Genomic DNA, 22999 nt, shown 5'->3' with positions numbered 1-22999 from the left:
AATCGCGCGTCGATACGTCTATTCGGCGACGTCCGTACAACGACGCCGAAGTGACCGGAGTACAGGTGCAGGTGTGACGGAGGTGCAGGGCGATGGCCGGATTCCGGAGTCTGGCGAGACAGGTGCGCGACCCGAGGTGCGATCTGGCACTGCGGCGCTATTCACTGCGCAAGTGCCTCGAAAGGTTCGCCCCTTATGGGCATCGGGCGACCTGGGACCATTTGTGCTCCCGGGCCGGGTTCGGTCCCGAGGACCGGTCCCCCGATCCGGCGCGGCTCGTGGCCGCACTGGACGAGCTGGAGGAGGCCCGCTCCGTCTGGCTCGCGTACGAGGAGCAGTTCGCGCAGCGCCGTAAGAAGGAGAAGCACGACGGGCTGCGCAGGCCGGGCAGCGTGGACGACTGGCACCGGCTGACCTGGGGCGGATTCGGTGTCGCGTGGTGCGACGACCCGCGGGTCCACCCGTCCGGACCGATGGCCGAGGTGCTGCGCCGGCTGATCTCCGCGCTGGAGCGCGAGCCGGGCGTGGTCTGCCCGGTGTGCGAGGGCAAGCACCTCGTCTGGAAGTACGACCTGGCCCACGAACCGTCGTCGGGCCCGGTCTGCGCGGAGTGCGGGATCGTGGTGCCGCGCCCCGTGCTGACACCCGAGGCCCTGGCGGACGCCAGGCGCGGAAGGCTGCTCGTGCCGGCCTGAGCCGAAGGAGCACTGCGGTGTCGGGAGACCATGGGGGGTCCCTGCTCGGGGGGAGCCGAGCGCCGGTCAGGCGCTGACGGCCCGAAGGGCCGAGCACGGTCGAGCTCTCGACACCGGCGGTGACGCCGGGGTGAACCACCGAACCACCGAACCGTGCGGCGGGGGTGCGCCGGGGATGCCGCACCCCTTGCCCGAGGAACCCGGCCCCGTCGTGTGCTCACGGTGCAGGTCCGTCCCGACGGAGCCCGGAGCGCGCCGGACGGCGCCCTCAGCGGCGGTCCCCCGACTCCTTCCCGCGCGCCACTGACCGCTCGGCCATCAGCCGGGAGCCGCTCCGCCGTTCGCCGAAGACGTCGTCGGGATTGGACAGCACACAGCTCTCCAGCGACAGACAGCCGCAGCCGATGCAGTCGGTGAGATGGTCGCGCAGCCGGTTGAGCTGTTCGATGCGCTCGTCGAGCTCGGACCGCCAGGCCTCGGACAGCCGGGCCCAGTCCGCACGGGTCGGGGTGCGTTCCTCGGGGAGTTCGGCGAGGGCCTCGCGGATCGTGGCGAGCGGGATGCCGACGCGCTGCGCGGCCCGTACGAAGGCCACGCGGCGCAGCGCGTCACGGCTGTAGCGGCGCTGGTTGCCGCTGGTGCGGCGGCTGCTGATGAGGCCCTTGGACTCGTAGAAGTGCAGGGCGGAGACGGCGGCGCCACTGCGGGCGGACAGCTGGCCGACGGTCAACTCATGGATTCTCTCGGGGATCTGGGGCACCCGGCAGAGCCTACCGACCCCCTGTCCGTTGACAGAGGGTCGCACTCCCACCATGCTAAGCAGTTGCTTAGACACTGCGGGAGGACGGGACATGGCAGAGCCGAGGATCTTCACGTCCGCCGACGAACTCAAGGCGGCGGTGGGCGAACAGCTCGGACACAGCGACTGGCTGGAGATCGATCAGCAGCGCGTCGACCTCTTCGCCGACGCCACCGGCGACCACCAGTGGATCCACGTGGACCCGGAGAGGGCGGCCGCGGGCCCGTTCGGCGGGACCATCGCGCACGGCTACCTCACCCTGTCCCTCCTGCCCCTGCTGGTGCCGCAGGTGTTCCGGGTGGAGGGTGTGCGACTGGGCGTCAACTACGGCAGCAACAAGGTCCGCTTCCCCGCCCCGGTACCCGTGGGCTCCCGGCTGCGCGCCACCGCCGTCCTCACGGAGGTCACGGCGGTGAGCGACGGCGGGGTGCAGGTCACGGCAGCGGTCACCGTCGAGCGCGAGGGCGGGGCCAAGCCGGTGTGCGTGGCGGAGGCGGTGACCCGCTACTACTTCTGAGCGCCCACCATCCGCAGCACGAGGTCGGCGTAGAGCGCGCCGACCTCGTCGGGCGTGCGGGCACCGGCCGCGTTGAACCAGCGGGCCACGTCGATGCAGAGCGACAGCACGGCCAGCGTGGTGCCCCGCACGTCGGGCACGTCGAACTCGCCGGCCGCCACGCCCTCCTCGATGATCTCGCGCACGGTCGCGTCGTTCCGCCGCCGCAGCGCCACGATCTCGGCGCGCGCGTCCGGTCCTAGCGCGTCCAGCTCGTACTGCACGACCCGCGCCACCGTGTGCTGCCCGGCGTGCCAGCGCACGAAGGACCGTACGGCCTCGGCGAGCCGCTCGGTCGCGGTCCCCTCGCTCCCGGCCGCCGTCCGCAGCACCTCCAGGGCCTTCTCGTGCCCGATGCGGCTGATCCGGTGGAGCAGTTCTTCCTTGGTCCGGTAGTGGATGTAGAGCGCCGCCGGGCTCATGCCCGCGCGGCCCGCGATGTCCCGGGTCGTGGTCGCGTGGTACCCGCGCTCGGCGAACGCCTCCACCGCGGCGACGAGCAGCCGCCGGGCCGCGTCCGGGGTGACCTCGCCCCACGGCTGCGCCTCGTCGCCGGCCGTCTCCTCCGCCGTACTCATCGCTCGTCCGTTCCTTCCCGTGGCAGGGTGAACACCATACCCCGCGAGGTGAGCGGTTGCTTAGCGGGTCAGAGCTTCTCAGAGCTTCTCGAAGGGATCGTGCTCGGCGAGGATCTTCTCCAGCCGGGCCTGGTCGACACGGCTGACGATCCGGCCGGCCTCCTGCCGGTCGCGGATCACCTTGGCGAGGGTGAAGGCCGACGTCACCAGGTACAGCACGGCGACGGCGAGGAAGGCCCGCACCCAGGGGTCGGCCTCCAGCTGGAAGATGCCGACGGCGGTGGCCGCCAGGGCGACGGCGAACGAGGCGACGGCCTGCCCGTAGAAGGCGGCCGTGGACTCCTGCTTGACCGGTGTCTCACTCATGGGCACAGGATCGGCATCCCTCACCGAGGCCACATCCGTCCCCGTACTCATCCGCCTACTCAGAAGGCGGAGACCCCGGTCAGCGACCGCCCGATCAACAGCTTCTGGATCTGGCTGGTGCCCTCGTAGAGGGTCATCACCCGGGCATCCCGCAGCAGCTTCCCCACCGGGTACTCATCGACATAGCCGTACCCCCCGAACACCTGCAGCGCGTTGTTCGCGGCCCGCACGGCCGCCTCGGAGGCGAACAGCTTGGCCTTGCTCGACTCGACGGCGAAGGGCCGCCCCCGGTCGACCAGATCGGCGACCCGCCAGGTGAGCAGCCGCGCCGCGTCCACGTCCACGGCGATGTCACTGATCAGCTCCTGCACCAGCTGGTGCCGGGCGATGACCTTCCCGAACTGCTCGCGCTCGCCCGCGTAACCCACGGCGGCCTCCAGCGCGGCCCGGGCGATCCCGACACACCCCGCGGCGACCGACATGCGCCCCTTGGCCAGCGCGGACATGGCCACGGCGAACCCCTTGCCCTCGGGCCCGAGCAGGGCACTCGCGGGCACCCGCACATCCTCGAACACCAGCTCAGCGGTGGCCTGCCCGCGCAGCCCCAGCTTGCCGTGCACCGCCCGCCGGCTCAGCCCGGGCGTGTCCGCGGGCACCAGGAACGCGGAGACGCCCGCGTGCCCCGGAACGTCCACGGACCGCGCGAACAGCAGCACGACATCCGCCCAGGTGCCGTTGGTGATGAACATCTTGGTGCCGTTGACGACGAACGAGTCCCCGTCCCGCACCGCCCGCGTGGCGAGGGCCCCGGCGTCGGACCCCGTACCGGGCTCGGTGAGCCCGAAGCACCCCACGTACTCCCCCGAGGTGAGCCCCGGCAGCCAGCGCCGCTTCTGCTCCTCGTCCCCCCAGGCCGCCACGGTCTTGGCCACCAGCCCCAGCGACACCGAGACGATGCCGCGCACCGAGGAGTCCCCCCGTCCGAGCTCCTCGGTCACCAGGCAGTACGAGAGATGATCACCACCACAACCACCGTACGCCTCCTCGATGGTGAGCCCGAGGAACCCCACCTCGCCGAGCTTCCGCACGATCGAGCGGTCGACGGCCTCGGCCCGGTCCCACCCGGCGGCGTACGGAGCGACCTCCCCCTCGACGAAGTCCCTGGCGAGCCGCCGCACGGCGAGCTGCTCCGCACTGAGCTCAAGGTCCACGAGGCTCCCCCCAGAAAACTACCACCGCTAGTTTCAAGTAGCAGCCCTACTATGTGCGCCATGGCCCGCCCGCACAAGCCCCTCCTCAGCACCGACCGCATCGTCGCCGCGGCAGCGAACCTGGTCGACGCGGAAGGGCTGGCGGCCCTCTCCACCCGCCGCCTCGCCGCCGAACTGGGCGTCAGCGGGCCGTCCCTCTACAACCACTTCCGCACCAAGGACGAGATCCTGGAGGCGGTGGCCGACTCGGTGAGCGCGCAGGTCGACCTGTCGATGTTCGACGGCCGGGACTGGCGCACCGCGCTGCACGACTGGGCCGTCTCCTACCGGTCGGCCCTGCGCGACCACCCGAACATCGTCCCGGTACTGGCCCGTGGCCCCGGCCGCCGCCCGGCCGGCCTCCGCCTCGCCGACGCCGTCTTCGGCGCCATGGTCGAGGCGGGCTGGCCCCCGGCCCAGGCCACCTCCATCGGCGCCCTGATGCGCTACTTCGTCATGGGCTCGGCCCTGGGCAGCTTCGCCGGAGGCTTCGTCGACGACGAGACGGCGTACGACCCCGCCGACTACCCCCACCTCGGCCAGGCCCACCTCCTGGCCGACCGCCAGGACGAGATCGACGAGCGAGCCTTCGAGACGGGCCTGACGGCACTGCTGGACGGCCTGGCTCACCAGTTCGAACAGCTGAGGCGGACAGCCTGACAAACCCCCGACGGCCCGGCAGCCGCGTACGGCGGGGAGGGGGCGTGCCGGGGGGGTGTCCGCGCGCAGCGGCCGGCGCGGACCACCGGCCGCCCTCCCCAGGCGGACAGCCCGCCGGACCGAGCACGGACACCCCCCGGCGCGCACCCGCCCCACACCCCGCAACAGGCGCCCGAGCGACAACGGGGAAGCACCCGCCCTCCGGCCCGCACCGAATCCTCCATACCGCATGCTGAGGTGCATGAGCAGCAGCCACCCACCCCCCGGCGCAGCCGGACTCGCCGCGCTCGCCACCCTGATCGCCGACGAGACCCGCGCCACGTTCCTCCTCGCCCTGCTCGACGGCCGCGCCTGGACCGCGGGCGAACTGGCCCGCCACGCGGGCGTCGCACCGTCCACCACCACCGAGCACCTGACCAGGCTCGTCGCCGGCGGCCTGCTGGCCGAGGAGCGCCAGGGCCGCCACCGCTACGTACGCCTGGCCGACCCGCGCGTCGCCCACCTCGTGGAGGACCTCACCGCCCAGGCGACGCACACGGCCACCGCACACTCCCCCACCACACGCTCCCGCCGCCCCCGCACCCTCCGCGCCGCGGGCGCCGACTCCGCGATGGCACGCGCCCGCACCTGCTACGACCACCTCGCCGGCCGTCTCGGCACCGCCCTCACCGACGCCCTCACCCACCGCGGACTGCTGCGCCAGGACACGGGCTTCGCCCTCACGGAGGACGGCCTCGCCTGGTTCGCCGCCACGGGCATCGCCCTCGACCGCACCGGCCGCCGCCCCCTCGCCCGCGCCTGCCTGGACTGGACCGAACGCCGCCCGCACCTCGCCGGAGCGGCGGGCGCCGCACTGTGCCGCCACGCCTTCGACGCGGGCTGGTGCGTACGCATCGGCTCGGAACGGGCGGTGAAGGTGACCCCGACGGGCGAACGCGCCTTCGCGGACTTACTGGGCGTCGGAACAGAGACCACGACGGCGAGCACCCGAAACCCCTAGGAGTCCCCCTGGAAGACCACCAACGCCCGCCCGCCCCGCCCCGCCGCCATGTTCCCGAAGGCCCCCGGGATCCCCTCCAGAGCGATCCGCTCCGTGACCAGAACACCCAGGTCGAGCCGCCCCTCCCGGACGTGCCCGGCGAGGACGGGCAGATCCCTCGCCGGGTCGCAGTTGCCGTACACGCAGCCCGACAGCGTGCGGCCCCAGTGGAAGATCTCCAGGGCGTTGAAGGTGACCTCCTGGTCCTTGCCGCCGATGCCGACGACCGTGGTCCGGCCGCCGCGCCGGGTGGACTCCCACGCCGTACGGATGGTGCTCCCGCGGCCCACGCACTCCACGGCCACGTCCACGCCCTGCCGGCCGGTGAGCGCCCGGATCTCGCGGGCCGTGCCGTCGGACGCGACGACGTAGTCCGTGGCGCCCGCGGCGCGGGCCAGCCCCTCCTTCTCCGCGGAGACGTCCACCGCGATCAGCCGGGACGCGCCCGCGATCCGCGCCGCCTGGAGCGCGGCCAGCCCGACCCCGCCGACGCCGAACACCGCCACCGTCTCGTCCGGCCGGACCTTCGCCGCGTGGTGCACGGCGCCGTACCCGGTGAGGACGGCACAGCCGAGCAGGGCCGCGTCGGTGAGAGGAACGCCCTGCGGTGCCGGCAGCACACAACCGGCCGCGACCACCGTCTCCTCCGCGAAGGCGGCCACGTTCAGGCCGGGGTGGAGGGAGAGCCCGTCGGAGGCACGCCGCGCGTGGACGTCCGCGGCGCCGGTGAGGGCGTTGGCGCAGAGCCACACCTCACCGAGCCGGCAGGCGTGGCAGCCGCCGCACGCGGGCGCCCAGTTGAGGACGACCGCGTCGCCCGGCGCGACATGGGTGACGCCGGGCCCGACGGCCACCACGGTGCCCGCGCCCTCGTGGCCGAGCACCGCGGGCACCGGCAGCCGCATGGTCCCGTCGGACAGCGACAGGTCGGAGTGGCAGACCCCGGCGGCGGCCAGCCGGACGCGGACCCGGCCGGGGCCGGGCGTGGGCAGCACGATCTCGGTGATCTCCAGGGGCGCACCGACGGCGGGCAGGACGGCGGCGCGGACCACCGGTTCCACGGTTCCCATGGCGTACGGCTCCTCTCCGCTCAGAACTGCAGGGACTTGGTCTGGAGGTACTCGGAGAGCCCGTACGCGCCCAGTTCGCGGCCGACCCCGGACTGCTTGTACCCCCCGAAGGGCGCCAGCGGGTTGAAGCGCCCCCCGTTGATGTCGACCTGCCCGGTGTGCAGCCGGCGCGCGAAGGCCACCGCCTCCGCCTCCTCCGCCGCCCACACGGCCCCCGCGAGCCCGTACACCGTGCCGTTGGCGATGCGGACGGCGTCGTCCTCGTCCTCGTACCGCAGGACGGACAGCACCGGGCCGAAGATCTCCTCCTGCGCGATCGTCATCTCCGGTGTCACGTCGGCGAAGACGGTGGGGCTGACGTGGTAACCCCGCTCGTACGGCGCCTCGGGACCGCCCGCGACCAGCCGCGCCCCCTCCGCGACGCCCTTCTCGACGTACCCGCGCACCCGGTCCCGCTGTCCGGCGCTGACGAGGGGCCCGATGCGGTCGGCGTACTTGGCGGCGGCAGCGGCGGCGAGTTCGACCGCCTCCTCGTACCGGGACGTGTGCACCAGCATGCGCGTCCAGGCGCTGCACGTCTGTCCGGAGTTGGACATGACGTTGGCGACGCCGACGTTCACCGCCCTGGCCAGGTCGGCGCTCGGCAGGATCACGTTGGCGGACTTGCCGCCGAGTTCCAGGGCCACGCGCTTGACCGCCGCGCCGGCCGCCGCGCCGATGCGCCGGCCGACCGCCGTGGACCCGGTGAAGGAGACCATGTCGACGTCCGCGTGCTCGACGAGGGCCTGACCGGCGACGGGACCGAGGCCGGTGACGAGGTTGAGGACGCCGGCCGGGACGCCCGCCTCGTCGGCGGCCTCCGCGAAGTGCCGCGCCGTCAGCGGCGTGTGCTCGGCGGGTTTGAGGACGACCGTGCAGCCCGCGGCCAGCGCGGGGGCGGCCTTGGCGACGATCTGGTGCAGCGGGTAGTTCCAGGGCGTGATCGCGGCGACGACACCGACCGGCTCGTGCAGGACGGTGGAGTGCGCGACCTTCTCCTCGAAGGCGTACGACGCGGCCAGCCCGGCGTACGTACCGGCCACCGTGACAGGCAGCCCCACCTGCACCTTCCGCGAGAACGCGAGCGGAGAGCCCAGCTCGGCCGTGACGGTCGCGGCGATCTCGTCGGCGCGGGCGGCGAGCACGTCGCGCAGGGCGCCGAGCACGGCGCCCCGTTCGGCGGGCGGGGTGGCGGCCCAGGCCGGGAGGGCGGCGCGCGCGGCGCGTACGGCGGCGTCCACGTCCAGGGCCGTGCCCGCCGGAACGCGGGCGATCACCTGCTCGTCGGCGGGGTTCACGACCTCGATCGTGTCCGCCTGGGCGGCGGGCCGCCAGGCGCCGTCGATGTACATGCCGTCGTGTGCCTTCATCGTGTCCCTCCCGGGCGGGCGGCGTCGGTCCGGGACCTAAAGCTAGCGGTGTTAGTTTTCCGCTGCCAGCCCCCTGCCCGGCCGCCGGCACCTCCCGCTCAGCCCGCCGCCCCCGTCCCCGTCGTCATACCCGTTCCGGTGAGGTGCGCGAAGACGACGATGTTGCTGTCGTAGCCGCTCCTGCGGTCGTAGTCGCCGCCACAGGTGATCACGCGCAGCTCCGGGCGGCCCCGGTGGCCGTACACCTCCTCGTTCGGGAAACCGTCCTTGTGGTACGTCCGCACCGCGTCCACCGTGTAGACGGCGGTGCGCCCGTCCGCGCGCCGCACCTCCACGACACGGCCGGGCTCGAGCGCGCCGAGCGCCGCGAAGACGGCGGGGCCCCGCCGGGTGTCGCGGTGGCCGACCACGACCGCCGTACCGGTCCCGCCGGGCGCCGGGCCCTGCTCGTACCAGCCGACCAGTTCGGGCCTGCCCTGGTCGGGGGCGGGCAGCCGGCGCCGTTCGTCGAGCCGGAGCCCGGTGACGGGCGCCTCGATGCCGAGGTCCGGGATGTCGACGCGGACCGCGCGGGACGGCGCCAGCGGACGCGGCGCGCCGGGCTGCGCGGTCCGGGCGGACGTCCGCCCGGCCGGAGCGGACGGACCGGGGACCGGGGCCGACGGACCCGGGACGGTGGAAGCGGGAGCCGAGGGGGCGGGGGCCGAGGGGGCGGGCACCGTCCGCGGGGACTCCGACGCGCGTGGCGCCCCGGCACCACGCGCGTCGGTACGGCCCCCTGCCACCCCGGCGGGCCCGGCGGGTTCGACGGACTCGTCACAGACCCACCAGAAGCCTCCCACCACCAGCGAGACGGCCACCACGGCCGTTCTCGCCAGGCGGCAGGAACGCGTCCGGGACCAGGACCGCTGGGCTCCTCTACGCAGCGCCATCGGCGCGCCGGCGGCGCATCCGGAGGTACATGGCGCCACCGATCGCGGCGGAACCGACGGCCGCCGCGCCCGCGACCGTCGAGAAGTCCTGCGCGAGGCCGCCGCCACCGGCCGGCGGACCGCCGTTGGGGCCGATGGCGGCCTGCGGACCGGCGGAGCTGGGCGCCGCACTGGAGGGCACCGCGCCGGGACGGGTGGTCTGCGGCGCGGCCGTGCCGGGGCCGGCGGCACTGGGACGGGCTGCCTGGGGGGCGGTACTGGGGTCGGCGCCGGGTGCCGCGCCCGTACGTCCGGCACTGGGCGCCGCGCTCGGACCGCCGGCGCTCGGGCCGCCGGCGCTCGGGCCGCCGGCGCTCGGACCAGTGCTCGGACCGGCACCGCCCTGACCGCCCGGGTCGGAGCACTCCGCCTTGAAGTCCTTCTGCTTGCCCGCGCCCCCGCCGCCGAGGAGCTTCCAGGTGAGCCGGTACGGCCCCTCCGGGATCGTCATGGACTCGGACTTGCCCGCTCCCCCGACGAGGGAGAGGGAACCGGAGAGCGAGGTGCCCTCCTGCTTCGCGGGCTGGGGCTGGATGGTCCAGTCGACGCCCTGCACCGTCTCGAAATTGCTGGCCTCCAGCTGGAACCGGCAGACCGCCGGCTGGCCGTTCTGCGGGACGACGGCCGCGCCCTGCAGCCGGGGCGTGACCTCCCCGTTGTCGCCGGGAGCGGCGAGGGCGACGGGGGCGGCGAGAAGGGCGACGCCCGTGACGGCGAGCGCCGCGAGCCCTACGGCGCCGGAGCGTGCTCCCGCACGGTGCGGGAGGGACGAGGTGGACATGCGAGACCTCCGGGTCAGGTGATATTCACACAAATCGGCGTTCACCCGACTTTCCGTCCATTCACCCGCGCCGATGCGCGTGCCGCGCCTCACACCGGGTCAGATATCGCCCTTCCGGCCCAACGGCTCCCCGGTCCGCCGGACTCCGAGGGCCCCCTCGCTCGCGTTCTCCGGGCCGTCCTCCGTCCCCTCCTCCGCCCCGTCACCCGGCCCGCCGACCGGCCCGTCCCCCGTCCCCTTCCCGGGCTTCGCGGGCGACCGCAGGGCCGCGCCCGAGGAGAGCAGCAGCAGTGCGCCGAGCATCAGGAACGGCGCGCCCACGCCCGCGACCCCGGCGATCACACCCGCGGCGGCGGGCGCGGCGACCTGGCCGAGCCGGTTGCCGGTGAGCCGCAGGGCGAGCGCGGTGGACCGGGCGCCGTCCGGGGCGGCCTGCACGACCGTGGTCATGGACAGCGGCTGCCCGAACCCGAGGCAGAAACCGAGGACCGCGAGCATCACGGCGAGCGCCCACACCGGCACCGGCAGCGCGATCCCGGCGCACAGCAGGGCCGACAGCAGACAGGTCACGCTCAGCAGCGCGGTCCGCCCCACCCGCCGCAGCACCGGTGTCATCACGAGCCGGCACGCGATGGTCGCCGCCGCCCGCAGGCTGAGCAGCAGACCGATCACGGACGGCGCGATGCCCCGGTGTTCGCCCACCACCGGCAGGTACGCGGTGAGGATGTCCGTCGCGGACAGCACCGCCATGCTGAGGAAGATGCCCCCGGGCACGCCCCGGGCGCGCAGGATGCTGCGCACGGGGACCCGGGTGTCGTCCCGCGACCGGGACCCGCCGGCCGTACGGTGCTCGATGCGCCACAGCGACGTACAGGCGGCCGCCGCCCCGGCGGCCGCGACGAACAGCGCCAGCGCACTCGTACCCGCCATGTCGGGGCCGCCGATCAGCGCGCCCGCGGCGACCGGGCCGACGAGCTGGCCGAGGGACGCGCCGACGGTGAAGTGCCCGAAGTTGCGGTCCTGTTCCCGCGGCGCGGACTGACGGGCCACGATCGACTGTGCGCCGATCACGAAGCAGAGGTGGCCGAGCCCCATCACCCCGCTCCAGGCGGCCATCGCCGCCAGGGAGTCCACGACGCCGCTCAGGGCACAGCCGCCGGATATCAGGACGACCCCGACGGGCAGCAGCGGCGCACACCTTCCGTGGTCGGTGCGGCGGCCGAGCGGTACGGCGACGAACAACGGGAGCAGGGCGTAGACACCGGCTATCACACCGACCGCGCGCTCGTCGGCGCCCAGCGCGAGGGCCCGGTAGGAGACGGCGGGCCGGGCCATCGACACCGCCCCCTGCGCGAAACTGAAGGCGATCACGAGGCGGAGCAGCCAGCCGCGGTTCCCACCGGGCCTCACGATGACGTTCCTCCTTGCACGACGTACGACAGATGCGTGCCGTCGCTCTCGAACGACACCGATCGAATGACGACAACCATCGACAATGATCGGTCAGATAATGCCCATCAACACCCCGGCCACGAGAATCACCAGCGACGTCAGCGCCGCCCATTTGACGACAAAGCGGGTGTGGTCGCCGAATTCGACCTTGGCCATGCCGACGAGCACGTACACGGCGGGCACCAGCGGGCTGGACATGTGCAGCGGCTGGCCGACGATCGCGGCGCGGGCCATCTCCAGCGGCGTCACCCCGTGCGCCGCGCCGGCCTCCGCGAGCACCGGCAGGACGCCGAAGTAGAAGCCGTCGTTCGACATGAAGTACGTGAGCGGCAGGCTCAGGACGCCGGTGACGAGCGCCATGTGCGGGCCCATGCCCTCGGGGATGGCGCCGACGAGCCAGTCGGCCATGCTGTCGACCATGCCGGTGCCCTGCAGCACGCCGGTGAAGACGGCGGCGGCGAAGACCATGCCGGAGACGTTCAGGACGTTGTCGGCGTGGGCGGCGAGCCGGGCCTTCTGCTCCTCCATGCGCGGGAAGTTCACCGTCAGGGCGAGCGCGGCACCGAGCAGGAACAGCACCGGGATCGGCAGCAGCTCCATGATCATCGCGGCGAGGAGAGCCACGGTCAGCAGCGCGTTGAACCAGTACAGCTTCGGGCGCAGCGTCGGACGGTTCGGGTCGAGGCCCTGCAGCCGCCTGTCGTCGTCGGTGCCGCCGTCGTCGGTGCCGTCGGCGGCGCCGGCGTCCGCGGAGCCGCCCGCGGAGCCGGCGGCGGCCTTGGTGCCGCGTCCCTTGCCCGCCCCCGGACCGCCCTCGGCGGTGCCGGCGCCGACGAGCACCGTCTCGGTCGCCTGCGCGGCCCCCTCCCGGGTCCGCTCCCGCTCCAGGACGTCGTCCAGGCTCAGCACGCCGAGCCGCTTGCGCTCCCGCAGGCCGAGCCCGTACGCGAGGACCAGGACGAAGACGAGACCGGCGAGGAGCGCCGGGATCATCGGCACGAAGATGTCGGCGGCGTCGACGTTCAGCGCGGTGGCGGCACGGGCCGTCGGGCCGCCCCAGGGCAGGGTGTTCATGACGCCGTTGGCGGTGGCGGCGACACCGGTCATCACGACCAGGCTCATCTTCAGGCGCTTGTACAGCGGGTACATCGCCGAGACCGTGATCATGAAGGTCGTGGAGCCGTCGCCGTCCAGCGAGACGATCGCGGCGAGCAGGGCCGTACCGACCACGATGCGCATCGGATCGGCCTTGCAGAAGCGCAGGATGCCCCGCACGACCGGGTCGAAGAGACCGACGTCGATCATGACACCGAAGTAGACGATCGCGAACATCAGCATCGCGGCGGTGGGCGCGAGGGTGCCCACCCCCTCGATCACGTAGTCGCCGAGATGGGCGCCCTCTCCGACGAAGACGCAGAACAGCGCCGGGATCAGCACGAGCGCCGCGATCGGCGACATCTTCTTCATCATGATCAGGACCAGGAAGGTCGCGATCATGACGAAGCCGAGGATGGTCAGCATGAGTTGGACACCTAACGTTCACCCTTGAACAGCCACCGGGGACGGCGGATGAGGGCGACGTTAGGGCGCGCCAACAAGCGTTAACAAGACGTTGACACGTGAGCAATAAGCGCAGAACCCCAGGTCACAGACGTGTATCGACGGCTTCTCGACGGGTGTGGGAGGACGGGCACGGGGCAGCGCGCTCAGTCCAGCACCCACCCGAGATAGGCCCGCAGCAGCGCCCGCGTCTCCGCGATGATCCGCTCGTCGCCGTCCGGGGCGGCCCGGAAGGCGAGGTGGACCAGGCAGTCGGCGGTCTCCACGGCGACCAGGAAGACCCGGCGCAGGTCGTCGTCGGGCGCCCGGCCCAGGTGGCCGGCGAGGAGGTCGAGGAGGCGGTCGGCGACCCGGTGGTTGGGCTGGTCCCGGCGGGCGCCGACCGGTATCTGGTTGCCGAAGTCGACGAGGCCGAAGCCGGGGGCGGTGCGCTTCATGTCCAGGTACTCGTCGAGGACGACGTCCATGGCGGTGCGCCAGTCCCCGCCGCCGTCCCCGTCATGGCCCCCACCGTGCCCACCGCGGCCCTCGCCGTGCTTCCCGGCGAGGCGCCCGGCGACGCGTTCGGCGAAGCGGTCGAGGTTGCGCTCGGCGAGGGCGTCGGCCATCGCGCGCTTGTTGCCGAAGAAGCGGTAGACCGAGCCGATGGGGACACCGGCGCGCAGGGCCACGGCCCGGGTGCTCAGGTCGTCGTACCCCACCTCGTCGAGGAGGTCGGCACAGGCGTCGAGGATTCTGGTCAGTCGTTCGGCACTGCGGCGCTGCACGGGCGCGCGGCGCAGTGAGGTCGCCTGGTGAACGGGCTTCATGATCTCTTTCCGCCGGGGAGCGACGGGCGTCCGGCGCGGGCGCGCCCGTCGGGTGGGGCTTCGGTGCGGGCCCTGGCACGGGCCTTGTCGTGCGGGCCCTGTCGTGGGCCCGCGGACGAGGTGGCGGGTGCCGCCGGGAACGAGGTCACCGGGCTGCCGGTCCCCGGCACGCTCTCTTCGTCGGTCTCACGGTGGTGCGGTCCCTTCTCGTCCGTGCCGTCCGTCGGCGCGACGTACGCGCCTTACGACATGCCGGGGAGACTAGAGCACTCCTCTGACAAGCGGATCCCTCCCGGAGCCGGGTTCCGCCCGAGCCGGGCCGGGACCGGGGACCGGGGGCCGGAGCCGGGCCGACACCGCAAGTGGCGCACATGCCCCTTGTGTTCCGCGTGCCCGAATCCTACGGTCATGCAGAGGAATCAGGGGTGAGGGAGCGATCGTGACCGAGGACGCGAGGAAGACCGCCGGGGAACTCGACCACCTCAGCGGTTTCGGCAACGAACACAGCTCGGAGGCGGTGCCCGGGGCGCTCCCGGTCGGCCGCAACTCGCCCCAGCGCGCCCCCCTGGGGCTGTACGCGGAGCAGTTGAGCGGTTCGGCCTTCACCGAGCCCAGGGCGTCCAACCGGCGCTCGTGGCTGTACCGGATACGCCCGTCGGCCGCGCACCCGGCGTTCACGCGCGTGGACAACGGCGGCCTGCGCACGGCCCCCTTCACGGAGACGGTGCCCGACCCGAACCGGCTGCGCTGGGACCCGCTGCCCGAACCGCCCGCGGGCACCGACTTCCTGGCCGGCCTGTGGACCCTGGGCGGCAACGGTGACGCGATGCGGCGCACCGGCATGGCGGTGCACCTGTACCACGCCGACGCGTCGATGGAGCGGGTGTTCAGCGACGCGGACGGCGAGCTGCTGATCGTGCCCGAGCGCGGCGGGCTGCTGCTGCGCACGGAGTTCGGGCTGCTGGCCGCCGAGCCGGGGCACGTCGCGCTGGTCCCGCGCGGCGTCCGCTTCCGGGTGGAACTGCTCGACGACTCCGCCCGCGGCTACGTGTGCGAGAACTACGGCGCCCCCTTCCGGCTGCCCGACCTCGGTCCGATCGGCGCCAACGGCCTGGCGAACGCCCGGGACTTCCTGGCCCCGGTCGCCGCGTACGAGGACGTCGAGGGCCCGGTGGAGGTGGTCAACAAGTTCTGCGGCAACCTCTGGCGGGCCGAGTACGGCCACTCGCCGCTCGACGTGGTCGCCTGGCACGGGAACCATGTGCCGTACGTCTACGACCTGCGCCGCTTCAACGTGCTGGGCAGCATCTCCTACGACCACCCGGACCCGTCGGTCTTCACGGTGCTCACCTCGCCGTCCGACACCCCGGGCCTGGCCGGCGTCGACTTCGTCGTCTTCGCGCCGCGCTGGCTGGTGGGCGAGGACACGTTCCGGCCGCCGTACTTCCACCGCAACGTGATGAGCGAGTACATGGGGCTCGTCGAGGGCGCGTACGACGCGAAGGAGGCCGGAGAAGGGGGGTTCGTACCGGGCGGGAGCTCGCTGCACAACATGATGTCGGCGCACGGCCCGGACCGGGAGACGTTCGACCGGGCGAGCGCCGCCGAGCTGCGGCCGCAGAAGGTCGAGGACGGGCTGGCGTTCATGTTCGAGACCCGGTGGCCCCTGACCCTCACCCGGCAGGCGGCGGAGGCACGGCACCTGCAACAGCGGTACGACGACGTGTGGTCGGGTCTCCGGCGTCACTTCCAGCCGTTGCACTGAACGCTCACGACCGGTACGGATACCGTCGTGACGTCATTCGCGCCGGACTCGATCGTCCTGAACCGCAAGCTGCCTCTCTGGTATCAGGTCTCCCAGTCCCTGCGTGCCTCCATCCTCGGCCGGTCCCCCCAGGCCCCCCTGCGCCTGCCGACCGAGGAACAGCTCGCCGGGCACTACGGGGTGAGCGTGCTGACCATGCGGCAGGCGCTGAAGGAGCTGGAGGACGAGGGGCTGATCACCCGGCACCGCCGGCGCGGCACCTTCATCGAGCCGAGCGCGCGGCGCGGCACCCCCGTGCGGCTGCTCGGCTCGGTGGACGCGATCGTGGCCCAGCAGTCGGGCATGACCACCGAGCTGCTGGACCTCGGCACGGCCGCCCCGCCCGGCGAACTCGCCGCGTACTTCCCGGACGTCACCGAGGTGGCGACGTACCACCGGCTGCGCGGCGACGAGAGGACCGGCGAGCCGACCAACCACGCCCGCAACTACGTCCGTCCGGAGCTCGCCGCCCGCATCGGCCGCGACGACCTGGCCCGTTGGCCGATGACCAAGGTGCTGCGGGACGTGGTGGGCGTGGGCATCGCCCGCATCACGGACACCGTGGAGGCGCGCCTCGCGGACCCGGAGACGGCCCGGCTGCTCCAAGTGCCGCTGCTCAGCCCGATCCTGCACTACACGGGCGTGACGTACGGCACGGACGGCCGGGTGCTCGACGTCGCGGTCATCCACTACCGCGGCGACCGCTTCTCCTTCACGGTGACCCTGGACGCCCATTGATCCGGCCGTACGGTGACGGAGGCGTCGTACCATGCCGAGCGTGACGCACGACGACGCTCCGCTGCTCGCGGATCTCATGCCGTGGTCCGTCGCACCGCCGCGGCTCGGCCGGGGGTGGCCGGCGGCCCCCGACGCGGCGTCCCTCAAGGCCCGCTGGGACGCCCTGGTGAAGGCCGGGGCACCGGACCGCGAGGCCCTGTTCGAGCCGACGCGCTCCCGCACCCCGCACACGGCGGTGGGCCAGCTGCCGGGCCGGACGGGCGGCACCGGACGGCTGGCCCGCGAGACCGGACCGTGCCCGGAACCCGTACGCGTCCTCGCCGCCCCCTTCGACGAGCAGTGGCTGATCCCGGACCACCGGCTGATCGACGCGGCGCGGCCCGAGCTGTGGCGGGTGCTGGACGCGGAGCAGGTGTTCGTCGTCGAGCAGACGGCGGTGCCCGGCTCCCCGGGGCCGGTGCTGCTGGCCTCGTCCCTGCTGCCGCTGCACCCGCCGCACGGCCCGCGCACCGGCCGGGTCCGCCCGCTGTACCGGCGCCCGGGCGGCGCGGAACCCAACCTCGCCCCGGGGCTCACCGCCCACCTCGCCGGACGTCTGGGCGCCGCTCCGGCCCCCCTCGACGTGCTCGCCTGGATCCTGACCGCCGCCCGCCCGGGACCGGCGGGCATCGAGGTCCCGCTGACCGCGGAGGCCGACGTGTGGCACGCGGGCGTGGAGGCGGGACACCGGGCGCTGTGGCTGATGCGGCGGAACGGCGAGCGCCCCCGGCTGCCGGGCGGGCGCCGCCCGTACGTCCGCTCCCCGCTGCCGGCCCGGCCGCCGGCGCCCCTCTACGACCGCGAGGAGGAGGCCCTGCTGGTCGGCGAGGGCCGGATCGCGCCCGTGCCCGCGGCGGCTTGGGACTTCCACGTCGGCGGGGACCGGGTTCTTGAGGTCTGGTTCGCCCGCCGTACGGAACCGGTCGTACCGGGCACCCTGGAGGCGGTGCGCCCCACCGCGTGGCCGCAGGGCTGGACCTCCGAGCTGCTGGAACTGATCACCGTGCTGGCCCTGCTCGCCGAGGGGGGCCACGCGCGGGAGGTGGCGGCCGGGCGGGCCGGCCGGGACCCGGTCACCGCGGCCGGGCTGCGGCGGGCCGGAGTCCTGCCGGTACCGGACTCCGCCCGTCGGCCCGCCTCCGTGCTGGACCACCACGAGGAGGGCCCCGAGGGTCAGTTCACTCTCCTGTGAGGCTGTTGCGCGGGTGACGTGAGTGGATGCGTGTGACCGCGAGGGGCCGCCGGAGCGGCTGGGACGAGACACATGTCCTGCCCCGGGTCACGCGCCGGGCGGGGGCGGGGCGCGGACCGTTCGGGGACGTGGACCTCACGGGGGACACGGGAGGGAAGCGGTACCCGCGCCCGGTGACGAGCGGTGGGACGCGCTGCGCGGCCGTGGGGATGACGGACGGCAGGGGCGCGGCGCGGCGCCGGGACGGCCGTCCGGGCGCGGGTTCCGTACTGCGGGGCCCGACGGGTTCGCCGGAGCCGTGGGCCGTGGTGCTCAGCGGCCGCCGAAGAGCGAGCGGCGCAGGCGGGTCAGCGGGGCGAACAGCGAGACGCGGTGCACCCGGCCCGCCCTGACGCCGCGCCGGTGCGCGTCACGTGCGGTTATCTCACGCATCAAGGACGTCGCCTCGGCCGCCTCGTGCTGCGGCACGGCGGGTCCGGCCAGCACCGAGAGGTGCCGGTCGAGGCGCGAACTGGTCGCGCTGCTCCCGCAGGTGATCGCAGGGACTCGCGCCCTGCGCGCTGTTATCTGTTCCATGTCACTCCCCACCCGTACGAGTCCACCCGGCCCGGGCAGAGTAACCCTATCGCCCCCTTGGGGCACTCGTGTATCGCGGTCACGGTGTTCTTCTACCCCGCGAATCGGGAACGATCACTCTCCGAATCCGACCGCTCCCAGGGCGAGTTGGACAACTGGCTGACCAGTGGGTTGCGGTGACCCCCCGTCGGGTTCGACCGTCACGGCGAGTGACGACGCGTCGGCGGCCATCCCCCGCGCGACCAAGGGCGTGTCGCCCTCGAAGAGGCCCAGGGAGTGCGGTCGCGTGCCGGGACGCAGGAGCCAGAGCTGCCGCACCCGGCCGCCCGGCGGTTCTCCCATCCCGGTCAGGGTGACGACGGCGCTCCCCTCCTCAGCGGAGGCGATCACTCCGATTCCCCGGCCCGCCGCGTCCCGCGCACCCGTCGCTCGGGCGTCGGGAGCGGCGAGAACGTGGGCGATCTCACGCGCCCGGTCCCGCTCGGCGGCCGCCCGCTCCTGCGCCCGGTGCGCCTGCGCGCCGAACAGGGCCGCCACGACGAGCGCCGCGGCGGCCGTCGCGGCGGCCAGTGGGGCGAGGAGTGGACGCACGCGGGGGGCGCGCTCCGGGCGCGGGCGCGGGTCGACGTTCCCGGCGGGGACGGGGGGTCTCCGGGGGCGTGCGCGGGGCGCGTTCCGCGGCGGGGTCTCCTGCGGTGTGGTGCGGACCGCGGCGAGGACCCGGTCGCGCAAGGCCGGTGGCGGCGGGGCGGCCGTGGACCAGGCGAGCCGTACCGCGTCCTCGGACAGGGCGCGCACCTCGGCGGCGCACCGGGCGCACTTGGCGAGGTGCTTCTCGAACCGCACGCGCTCGTCACGCTCCAGTGCGTCCAGCGCGTACGGAGCGGCGAGCGAGTGCAGTGCGCGCCGGGACGGGCCGCCGAACAGGGTCATGCGGCGCCTCCCAGGCACTCGCGCAGCCGGGTCAGGCCGTCGCGCATACGGGACTTGACCGTGCCGAGCGGCAGGGACAGCCGCTCGGCGACCTCGCGGTAGGTGTACCCGTCGTAGTAGGCGAGGGTGACGGACTGCCGCTGGAGGTGGGTGAGCCGGTCCAGGCAGCGGCGTACCCACTCGCGCTCCAGGCCGGCCTCGACCTCCTCGGTGACCTGGTCGTAGGCGGGGTGGTGGGCGCGCCTGCCCTCGCGCTGCTCGCGCATCCCGGCCGCGCGGGCGCTGCGCACCCGGTCGACGGCGCGGCGGTGGGCGACGGTGAGGACCCAGGACAGGGCGCTGCCGCGGCGGGGGTCGAACCGGGGCGCGGTCCGCCAGAGTTCCAGCAGGACCTCCTGCGTCACCTCCTCCGACTGCGCGCGGTCCCGCACGATCCGGCGCACGAGCCCGAACACCGGATCGGACACCAGTGCGTACAGCTCCTCGAACGCCCTCTGGTCCCCCTCGGCGACCCGTATGAGAAGTCCGTCCGCCTCCACTGCCTCCCCCTCCGCCCGGGCCCGGCACGGCCGCCCCGTCGCGTAAGGCATTCGCATCGCTCCCACCTCCGGATGGAGGTACGGACGGGCGGGCCGGAAACGCGGGTCCGGCGCGGATTGCCCGAGGGGACCGATCCGGACCCGCGAGGGCTCCGAATCCCCGTGCGTCAGGCAGGTCGACGAAGAACGGAACCGAGGACGGACGGCATGACACCTTTTCTCACGAGCGGCGCGGGACGCGGCGCGGAACGCGGACGCGGCGCCGATCGCGGACGCGGCGCCGATCGCGGACGCGGCGCCGATCGCGGACGCGGCGCCGATCGCAGGGGCGTCTCCGCCCTCGTCTGCGGGGCGCTGGCCGCCGCGGGGCTCGCGGCCTCCGGTGTGTCCGCGCTGGAACCGGGGGCGGCCACCGCCTCCAGCCACCGGGAGGCCCCGCTGATCTCGGGGCAGCCGCAGTTCGACAACACGGACCTGTACGCCTTCGTCAGCCCGGACAAGCCGGACACGACGACGATCGTGGCCGACTGGATCCCGTTCGAGGAACCGGCGGGCGGGCCGAACTTCTACACCTTCGCCCAGGACGCCCAGTACGACATCCACGTCGACAACAACGGCGACGCACAGGGCGAGCTCGTCTTCCGCTACACCTTCGACACCCACACGCGGAACGAGAAGACGTTCCTGTACAACACCGGTCCGGTCGACAGTCTCGACGACCCCGACCTCAACGTGACGCAGACGTACGACGTCGAGCTGCTGCGGCTGAAGGACCAGCACCTGGTCTCCCGGACGAAGCTCGCGGACGACGTGCCGGTGGCGCCGTCGAACGTCGGGCAGGCGTCGATGCCCGACTACGGGAAGCTGCGCGACCAGGCGGTGTACCGGACGGCGGGCGGCGCGACGACGTTCGCCGGTCAGGCCGACGACCCGTTCTTCCTGGACCTGAGGGTGTTCGACCTGCTGTACGGCGGTGATCTCTCCGAGGTCGGCCGGGACACGCTCAAGGGCTACAACGTCAACTCGATCGCGTTGCAGCTGCCGAGCAGGATGCTCACCGAGTCCGCGGACCAGCCGGTGGTCGGCATCTGGTCCACGACCCAGCGCAAGGGCGCCGACGGGCACTGGCGGCAGGTCTCGCGCCTCGGCAACCCGCTGGTCAACGAGGTCGTCAACCCGCAGAAGGACAAGGACGCCTTCAACGCGTCGGCGCCGTGGGACGACGCGCGCTTCCTGAGGAACGTCACCGAGCCCGAACTGCCGAAGCTGGTCGAGTCGATCTACAAGATCAAGGCTCCGGCCGAACCGCGCGACGACCTGGTCGACGTCTTCCTCAAGGGCGTGAAGGGCCTCAACCGGCCGCCGCACGTGCGCCCTTCCGAGCAGTTGCGCCTCAACACCTCCGTCGAGCCGGCCGCCGAGCCCGAGCGGCTCGGGGTGCTCGACGGCGACAAAGCGGGCTTCCCCAACGGGCGCCGGCTCGGCGACGACGTGCTCGACATCGCGCTCCAGGTCGTCGAGGGCGAACTGGTGGGTGCGGAGAACGACCTGGGCGACGCGGTCGACGAGAACGACGAGAAGTTCGGCGACTCCTTCCCGTACCTCGCTCTGCCGACGGCCGGTTCGCGCGGGAAGACCGCCGGGGGCACCGGCGACGGCGTCCGCAACCAGCTCGGCGACAGCGTGCCGGCCGGCGCGGGCGGCGGCATGCACGGCACCAGGCTGATCGCGGCCTCGGCGGCGGCGGGCGCGGCCGGGGTCCTGCTCGTGGCCACCGGCGTGGTGTGGTGGCGCCGCCGGAGCGGCAACGGCCGTGCGTACTGAGGGGGCCGCGCCCGCGCGGCACCGGCGGGTGCGGACGGCGGCGTGCGCGGCGGCGCTGACCGTCGCGCTCACGTCGGGCGCCGTCGCACTGGGCACCGGCGACGGACAGGGCGCACGGACGACGGTGAGTGCCTCCACCGCTCCTGCCGCGCCGGGCGCGGGCGCCGGACTGCTCGCGGGCGGTGACCTGGACGCACAGGTCACCGCCCTCCAGAGCCATCTGCGCGACCAGCCGCGGGACGACGCCTCGTGGGCCGTGCTCGGCCTCGCGTACGTGGAGCAGGCGCGCGTCCAGGGCGACCCCTCGCGTTACCCGCAGGCCGAGCAGGCGCTACGGCGCTCGCTGGAGCTGCGCCCGGGCAACGACCCGGCGCTCGCCGCCCGGGCCGCCCTCGCCGCGGCCCGGCACGACTTCGCGGGCGCCCTGCGCGACGCGGACGCGGCGCTCGCGCGGAACCCGTACAGCGAGCGGGCGCTGGCCACCCGGATCGACGCCCTGGTGGAACTCGGCCGCTACGACGACGCGGGCCGGGCCGCCGGCGTGGCGGACGCGCGGCGGCCCGGTATCCCCGTCTTCGCGCGCTACGCCTACGTGCACGAGCTGCGCGGCGACACCCGGACCGCCGAGCGCGTGCTGCGGCAGGCGCTCGGCTCCGCGACCGCGCGCGGCGACGTCGCGTACGTGGCCACCCAGCTCGGGCAGCTCGCGTGGCGGCAGGGCGACGACAAGGGCGCCCTGGCGCACTACGCCCGTGCCCTCGCCGCCGACGACACCTACGTCCCGGCGCTGGAGGGCCGCGCCCGCGCGCAGGCGGCGGGCGGCGACCGGGCCGGCGCGATCCGCGCCCTGGAGCGGGTCGTCGCGCACCATCCGCTGCCGGGGCCGGTCGTCGAACTCGGCGAGCTGTACGAGGCACGCGGCGACAAGGAGCGGGCACGCGCCCAGTACGCCCTGCTGGACGCCTGGATCCCCCTCGCCCGAGCGGGCGGCGTCAACGTCGATCTCGACACCGCGCTGGCCGCCGCCGACCACGGCGACCGCGAGGCGGCCCTGCGCGCGGCGCGCGCCGAGTGGGAGCGCCGGCGCACGGTCCACACGGCGGACGCCCTCGCCTGGGCGCTGCACGTGAACGGCCGCGACCGGGAGGCGCTGCCCCTGGCCCGGCGCGCGACCGCCACCGGCTACCGGGACGCGGCCTTCCTGTACCACCGGGGGATGATCGAGCGGGCCGTCGGCGACCGCGCGGAGGCCCGCCGCTCCCTGCGGGCGGCGCTCGGCCTCAACCCCGGCTTCTCACCACTGGGCGCCGGCCGGGCCCGTACGGCCCTCGCGGAACTGGAGGGGGCCGAGTGACCGCA

The 22999-nt window shown here is 73.9% G+C and carries 23 protein-coding genes; 9 read left to right on the top strand and 14 right to left on the bottom strand.

Going from position 1 to position 22999, the window contains the following annotated elements; translation table 11 throughout:
- The first annotated feature begins 92 nt into the window (after positions 1 to 92).
- Positions 93 to 695, top strand: a complete 603-nt coding sequence (locus IEZ04_RS14365; RefSeq protein ID WP_189217229.1) for a hypothetical protein — start codon at positions 93 to 95, stop codon at positions 693 to 695.
- Positions 696 to 963: 268 nt separating this feature from the next.
- On the opposite strand, the gene soxR is transcribed toward IEZ04_RS14365, so the two are convergent.
- Positions 964 to 1455, bottom strand: a complete 492-nt coding sequence (soxR, locus tag IEZ04_RS14360) for a redox-sensitive transcriptional activator SoxR (protein WP_189217228.1) — start codon at positions 1453 to 1455, stop codon at positions 964 to 966.
- A 91-nt stretch (positions 1456 to 1546) separates the two neighbouring features.
- On the opposite strand from soxR, the gene IEZ04_RS14355 reads away from it, so the two are divergent.
- Entirely contained in the window at positions 1547 to 2011 is a 465-nt protein-coding gene (locus IEZ04_RS14355; protein ID WP_189217227.1) for a MaoC family dehydratase, read from the top strand.
- On the opposite strand, the gene IEZ04_RS14350 is transcribed toward IEZ04_RS14355, so the two are convergent.
- The 3 genes from IEZ04_RS14350 to IEZ04_RS14340 form a co-directional block, all read right to left on the bottom strand.
- Positions 2002 to 2628 carry a TetR/AcrR family transcriptional regulator gene (locus IEZ04_RS14350; protein ID WP_189217226.1) on the bottom strand — a complete coding sequence of 209 codons (627 nt, stop codon included), beginning with the start codon at positions 2626 to 2628 and terminating at the stop codon, positions 2002 to 2004. The two genes, IEZ04_RS14355 and IEZ04_RS14350, sit on opposite strands and share 10 nt — an antisense overlap.
- A 78-nt stretch (positions 2629 to 2706) precedes the next feature.
- Positions 2707 to 2994 (bottom strand): YiaA/YiaB family inner membrane protein, encoded by a 288-nt coding sequence (locus IEZ04_RS14345; RefSeq protein ID WP_189217225.1) that lies wholly within the window; start codon positions 2992 to 2994, stop codon positions 2707 to 2709.
- Between the two features lie 59 nt (positions 2995 to 3053).
- A complete protein-coding gene (locus IEZ04_RS14340; RefSeq protein WP_189217224.1) occupies positions 3054 to 4205 on the bottom strand; it encodes an acyl-CoA dehydrogenase family protein in 1152 nt (383 codons plus the stop codon).
- Between the two features lie 60 nt (positions 4206 to 4265).
- Between IEZ04_RS14340 and IEZ04_RS14335 the strand changes: the two genes are divergently transcribed.
- Together IEZ04_RS14335 and IEZ04_RS14330 are read left to right on the top strand one after the other, a co-directional pair.
- Positions 4266 to 4904 carry a TetR/AcrR family transcriptional regulator gene (locus IEZ04_RS14335; RefSeq protein ID WP_189217223.1) on the top strand — a complete coding sequence of 213 codons (639 nt, stop codon included), beginning with the start codon at positions 4266 to 4268 and terminating at the stop codon, positions 4902 to 4904.
- A gap of 241 nt (positions 4905 to 5145) precedes the next feature.
- On the top strand, positions 5146 to 5904 hold the full coding sequence (locus IEZ04_RS14330; RefSeq protein ID WP_373296312.1) for an ArsR/SmtB family transcription factor: 759 nt from the start codon (positions 5146 to 5148) through the stop codon (positions 5902 to 5904).
- Here IEZ04_RS14330 and IEZ04_RS14325 read toward each other — a convergent pair.
- From IEZ04_RS14325 to IEZ04_RS14295, 7 genes are all read right to left on the bottom strand, one after another.
- On the bottom strand, positions 5901 to 6995 hold the full coding sequence (locus IEZ04_RS14325) for a zinc-binding dehydrogenase (protein ID WP_189217433.1): 1095 nt from the start codon (positions 6993 to 6995) through the stop codon (positions 5901 to 5903). The genes IEZ04_RS14330 and IEZ04_RS14325 overlap by 4 nt on opposite strands.
- A 38-nt stretch (positions 6996 to 7033) precedes the next feature.
- Positions 7034 to 8422: an aldehyde dehydrogenase family protein gene (locus IEZ04_RS14320; protein ID WP_189217221.1), complete on the bottom strand. Its 1389-nt coding sequence runs from the start codon at positions 8420 to 8422 to the stop codon at positions 7034 to 7036.
- Positions 8423 to 8520: 98 nt separating this feature from the next.
- The gene (locus tag IEZ04_RS14315; protein WP_189217220.1) at positions 8521 to 9354 is read right to left on the bottom strand and encodes a class F sortase; all 834 of its coding nucleotides are present in this window, start codon (positions 9352 to 9354) and stop codon (positions 8521 to 8523) included.
- Positions 9341 to 10174: a hypothetical protein gene (locus tag IEZ04_RS14310; protein WP_189217219.1), complete on the bottom strand. Its 834-nt coding sequence runs from the start codon at positions 10172 to 10174 to the stop codon at positions 9341 to 9343. Before IEZ04_RS14310 ends, IEZ04_RS14315 begins: the two co-directional genes overlap by 14 nt.
- 99 nt (positions 10175 to 10273) lie before the next feature.
- A complete protein-coding gene (locus IEZ04_RS14305) occupies positions 10274 to 11584 on the bottom strand; it encodes an MFS transporter (RefSeq protein ID WP_189217218.1) in 1311 nt (436 codons plus the stop codon).
- A gap of 93 nt (positions 11585 to 11677) precedes the next feature.
- Positions 11678 to 13147, bottom strand: a complete 1470-nt coding sequence (locus IEZ04_RS14300) for a CitMHS family transporter (RefSeq protein WP_189217217.1) — start codon at positions 13145 to 13147, stop codon at positions 11678 to 11680.
- A 185-nt stretch (positions 13148 to 13332) separates the two neighbouring features.
- The gene (locus IEZ04_RS14295) at positions 13333 to 13995 is read right to left on the bottom strand and encodes a TetR/AcrR family transcriptional regulator (protein ID WP_189217216.1); all 663 of its coding nucleotides are present in this window, start codon (positions 13993 to 13995) and stop codon (positions 13333 to 13335) included.
- A 439-nt stretch (positions 13996 to 14434) separates the two neighbouring features.
- Between IEZ04_RS14295 and hmgA the strand changes: the two genes are divergently transcribed.
- Genes hmgA through IEZ04_RS14280 form a run of 3 tightly spaced genes read left to right on the top strand, consistent with a single transcriptional unit; the run spans position 14435 to position 17768 of the window.
- Positions 14435 to 15760: a homogentisate 1,2-dioxygenase gene (gene hmgA, locus IEZ04_RS14290; RefSeq protein ID WP_189217215.1), complete on the top strand. Its 1326-nt coding sequence runs from the start codon at positions 14435 to 14437 to the stop codon at positions 15758 to 15760.
- 27 nt (positions 15761 to 15787) lie between these two features.
- Complete coding sequence (locus IEZ04_RS14285) at positions 15788 to 16537, top strand: GntR family transcriptional regulator (protein WP_189217214.1); 750 nt, start codon at positions 15788 to 15790, stop codon at positions 16535 to 16537.
- 31 nt (positions 16538 to 16568) lie between these two features.
- Positions 16569 to 17768, top strand: a complete 1200-nt coding sequence (locus tag IEZ04_RS14280; RefSeq protein WP_189217213.1) for a type ISP restriction/modification enzyme — start codon at positions 16569 to 16571, stop codon at positions 17766 to 17768.
- A gap of 312 nt (positions 17769 to 18080) precedes the next feature.
- Here the strand turns inward: IEZ04_RS14280 and IEZ04_RS14275 are convergent, their stop codons facing one another.
- From IEZ04_RS14275 to IEZ04_RS14265, 3 genes are all read right to left on the bottom strand, one after another.
- Positions 18081 to 18344 (bottom strand): hypothetical protein, encoded by a 264-nt coding sequence (locus IEZ04_RS14275; RefSeq protein WP_189217212.1) that lies wholly within the window; start codon positions 18342 to 18344, stop codon positions 18081 to 18083.
- 114 nt (positions 18345 to 18458) lie between these two features.
- Positions 18459 to 19277: an anti-sigma factor gene (locus IEZ04_RS14270; RefSeq protein WP_189217211.1), complete on the bottom strand. Its 819-nt coding sequence runs from the start codon at positions 19275 to 19277 to the stop codon at positions 18459 to 18461.
- Complete coding sequence (locus IEZ04_RS14265; protein WP_373296311.1) at positions 19274 to 19873, bottom strand: sigma-70 family RNA polymerase sigma factor; 600 nt, start codon at positions 19871 to 19873, stop codon at positions 19274 to 19276. Before IEZ04_RS14265 ends, IEZ04_RS14270 begins: the two co-directional genes overlap by 4 nt.
- A gap of 150 nt (positions 19874 to 20023) precedes the next feature.
- Between IEZ04_RS14265 and IEZ04_RS14260 the strand changes: the two genes are divergently transcribed.
- Together IEZ04_RS14260 and IEZ04_RS14255 are read left to right on the top strand one after the other, a co-directional pair.
- Positions 20024 to 21640 carry a DUF4331 domain-containing protein gene (locus IEZ04_RS14260; protein WP_189217210.1) on the top strand — a complete coding sequence of 539 codons (1617 nt, stop codon included), beginning with the start codon at positions 20024 to 20026 and terminating at the stop codon, positions 21638 to 21640.
- Complete coding sequence (locus IEZ04_RS14255) at positions 21630 to 22994, top strand: tetratricopeptide repeat protein (protein WP_229821040.1); 1365 nt, start codon at positions 21630 to 21632, stop codon at positions 22992 to 22994. Before IEZ04_RS14260 ends, IEZ04_RS14255 begins: the two co-directional genes overlap by 11 nt.
- Positions 22995 to 22999 lie beyond the last annotated feature (5 nt).

Source organism: Streptomyces ruber (assembly GCF_014648075.1).
In the GTDB taxonomy this organism is placed as follows: domain Bacteria; phylum Actinomycetota; class Actinomycetes; order Streptomycetales; family Streptomycetaceae; genus Streptomyces; species Streptomyces ruber.
Note: the sequence above shows the minus strand (reverse complement) of the source record. Positions and strands in the feature narration are given on the sequence as shown.

Bases quoted from the DNA above. Each gene is read 5' to 3' on its own strand.
- IEZ04_RS14365 (WP_189217229.1), top strand. From the start codon at position 93: ATGGCCGGATTCCGGAGTCTGGCGAGACAGGTGCGCGACCCGAGGTGC.
- IEZ04_RS14355 (WP_189217227.1), top strand. From the start codon at position 1,547: ATGGCAGAGCCGAGGATCTTCACGTCCGCCGACGAACTCAAGGCGGCG.
- IEZ04_RS14350 (WP_189217226.1), bottom strand. From the start codon at position 2,628: ATGAGTACGGCGGAGGAGACGGCCGGCGACGAGGCGCAGCCGTGGGGC.
- IEZ04_RS14345 (WP_189217225.1), bottom strand. From the start codon at position 2,994: ATGAGTGAGACACCGGTCAAGCAGGAGTCCACGGCCGCCTTCTACGGG.
- IEZ04_RS14335 (WP_189217223.1), top strand. From the start codon at position 4,266: ATGGCCCGCCCGCACAAGCCCCTCCTCAGCACCGACCGCATCGTCGCC.
- IEZ04_RS14330 (WP_373296312.1), top strand. From the start codon at position 5,146: ATGAGCAGCAGCCACCCACCCCCCGGCGCAGCCGGACTCGCCGCGCTC.
- IEZ04_RS14320 (WP_189217221.1), bottom strand. From the start codon at position 8,422: ATGAAGGCACACGACGGCATGTACATCGACGGCGCCTGGCGGCCCGCC.
- IEZ04_RS14315 (WP_189217220.1), bottom strand. From the start codon at position 9,354: ATGGCGCTGCGTAGAGGAGCCCAGCGGTCCTGGTCCCGGACGCGTTCC.
- IEZ04_RS14310 (WP_189217219.1), bottom strand. From the start codon at position 10,174: ATGTCCACCTCGTCCCTCCCGCACCGTGCGGGAGCACGCTCCGGCGCC.
- IEZ04_RS14300 (WP_189217217.1), bottom strand. From the start codon at position 13,147: ATGCTGACCATCCTCGGCTTCGTCATGATCGCGACCTTCCTGGTCCTG.
- IEZ04_RS14295 (WP_189217216.1), bottom strand. From the start codon at position 13,995: ATGAAGCCCGTTCACCAGGCGACCTCACTGCGCCGCGCGCCCGTGCAG.
- IEZ04_RS14280 (WP_189217213.1), top strand. From the start codon at position 16,569: ATGCCGAGCGTGACGCACGACGACGCTCCGCTGCTCGCGGATCTCATG.
- IEZ04_RS14275 (WP_189217212.1), bottom strand. From the start codon at position 18,344: ATGGAACAGATAACAGCGCGCAGGGCGCGAGTCCCTGCGATCACCTGC.
- IEZ04_RS14270 (WP_189217211.1), bottom strand. From the start codon at position 19,277: ATGACCCTGTTCGGCGGCCCGTCCCGGCGCGCACTGCACTCGCTCGCC.
- IEZ04_RS14265 (WP_373296311.1), bottom strand. From the start codon at position 19,873: ATGCGAATGCCTTACGCGACGGGGCGGCCGTGCCGGGCCCGGGCGGAG.
- IEZ04_RS14260 (WP_189217210.1), top strand. From the start codon at position 20,024: ATGACACCTTTTCTCACGAGCGGCGCGGGACGCGGCGCGGAACGCGGA.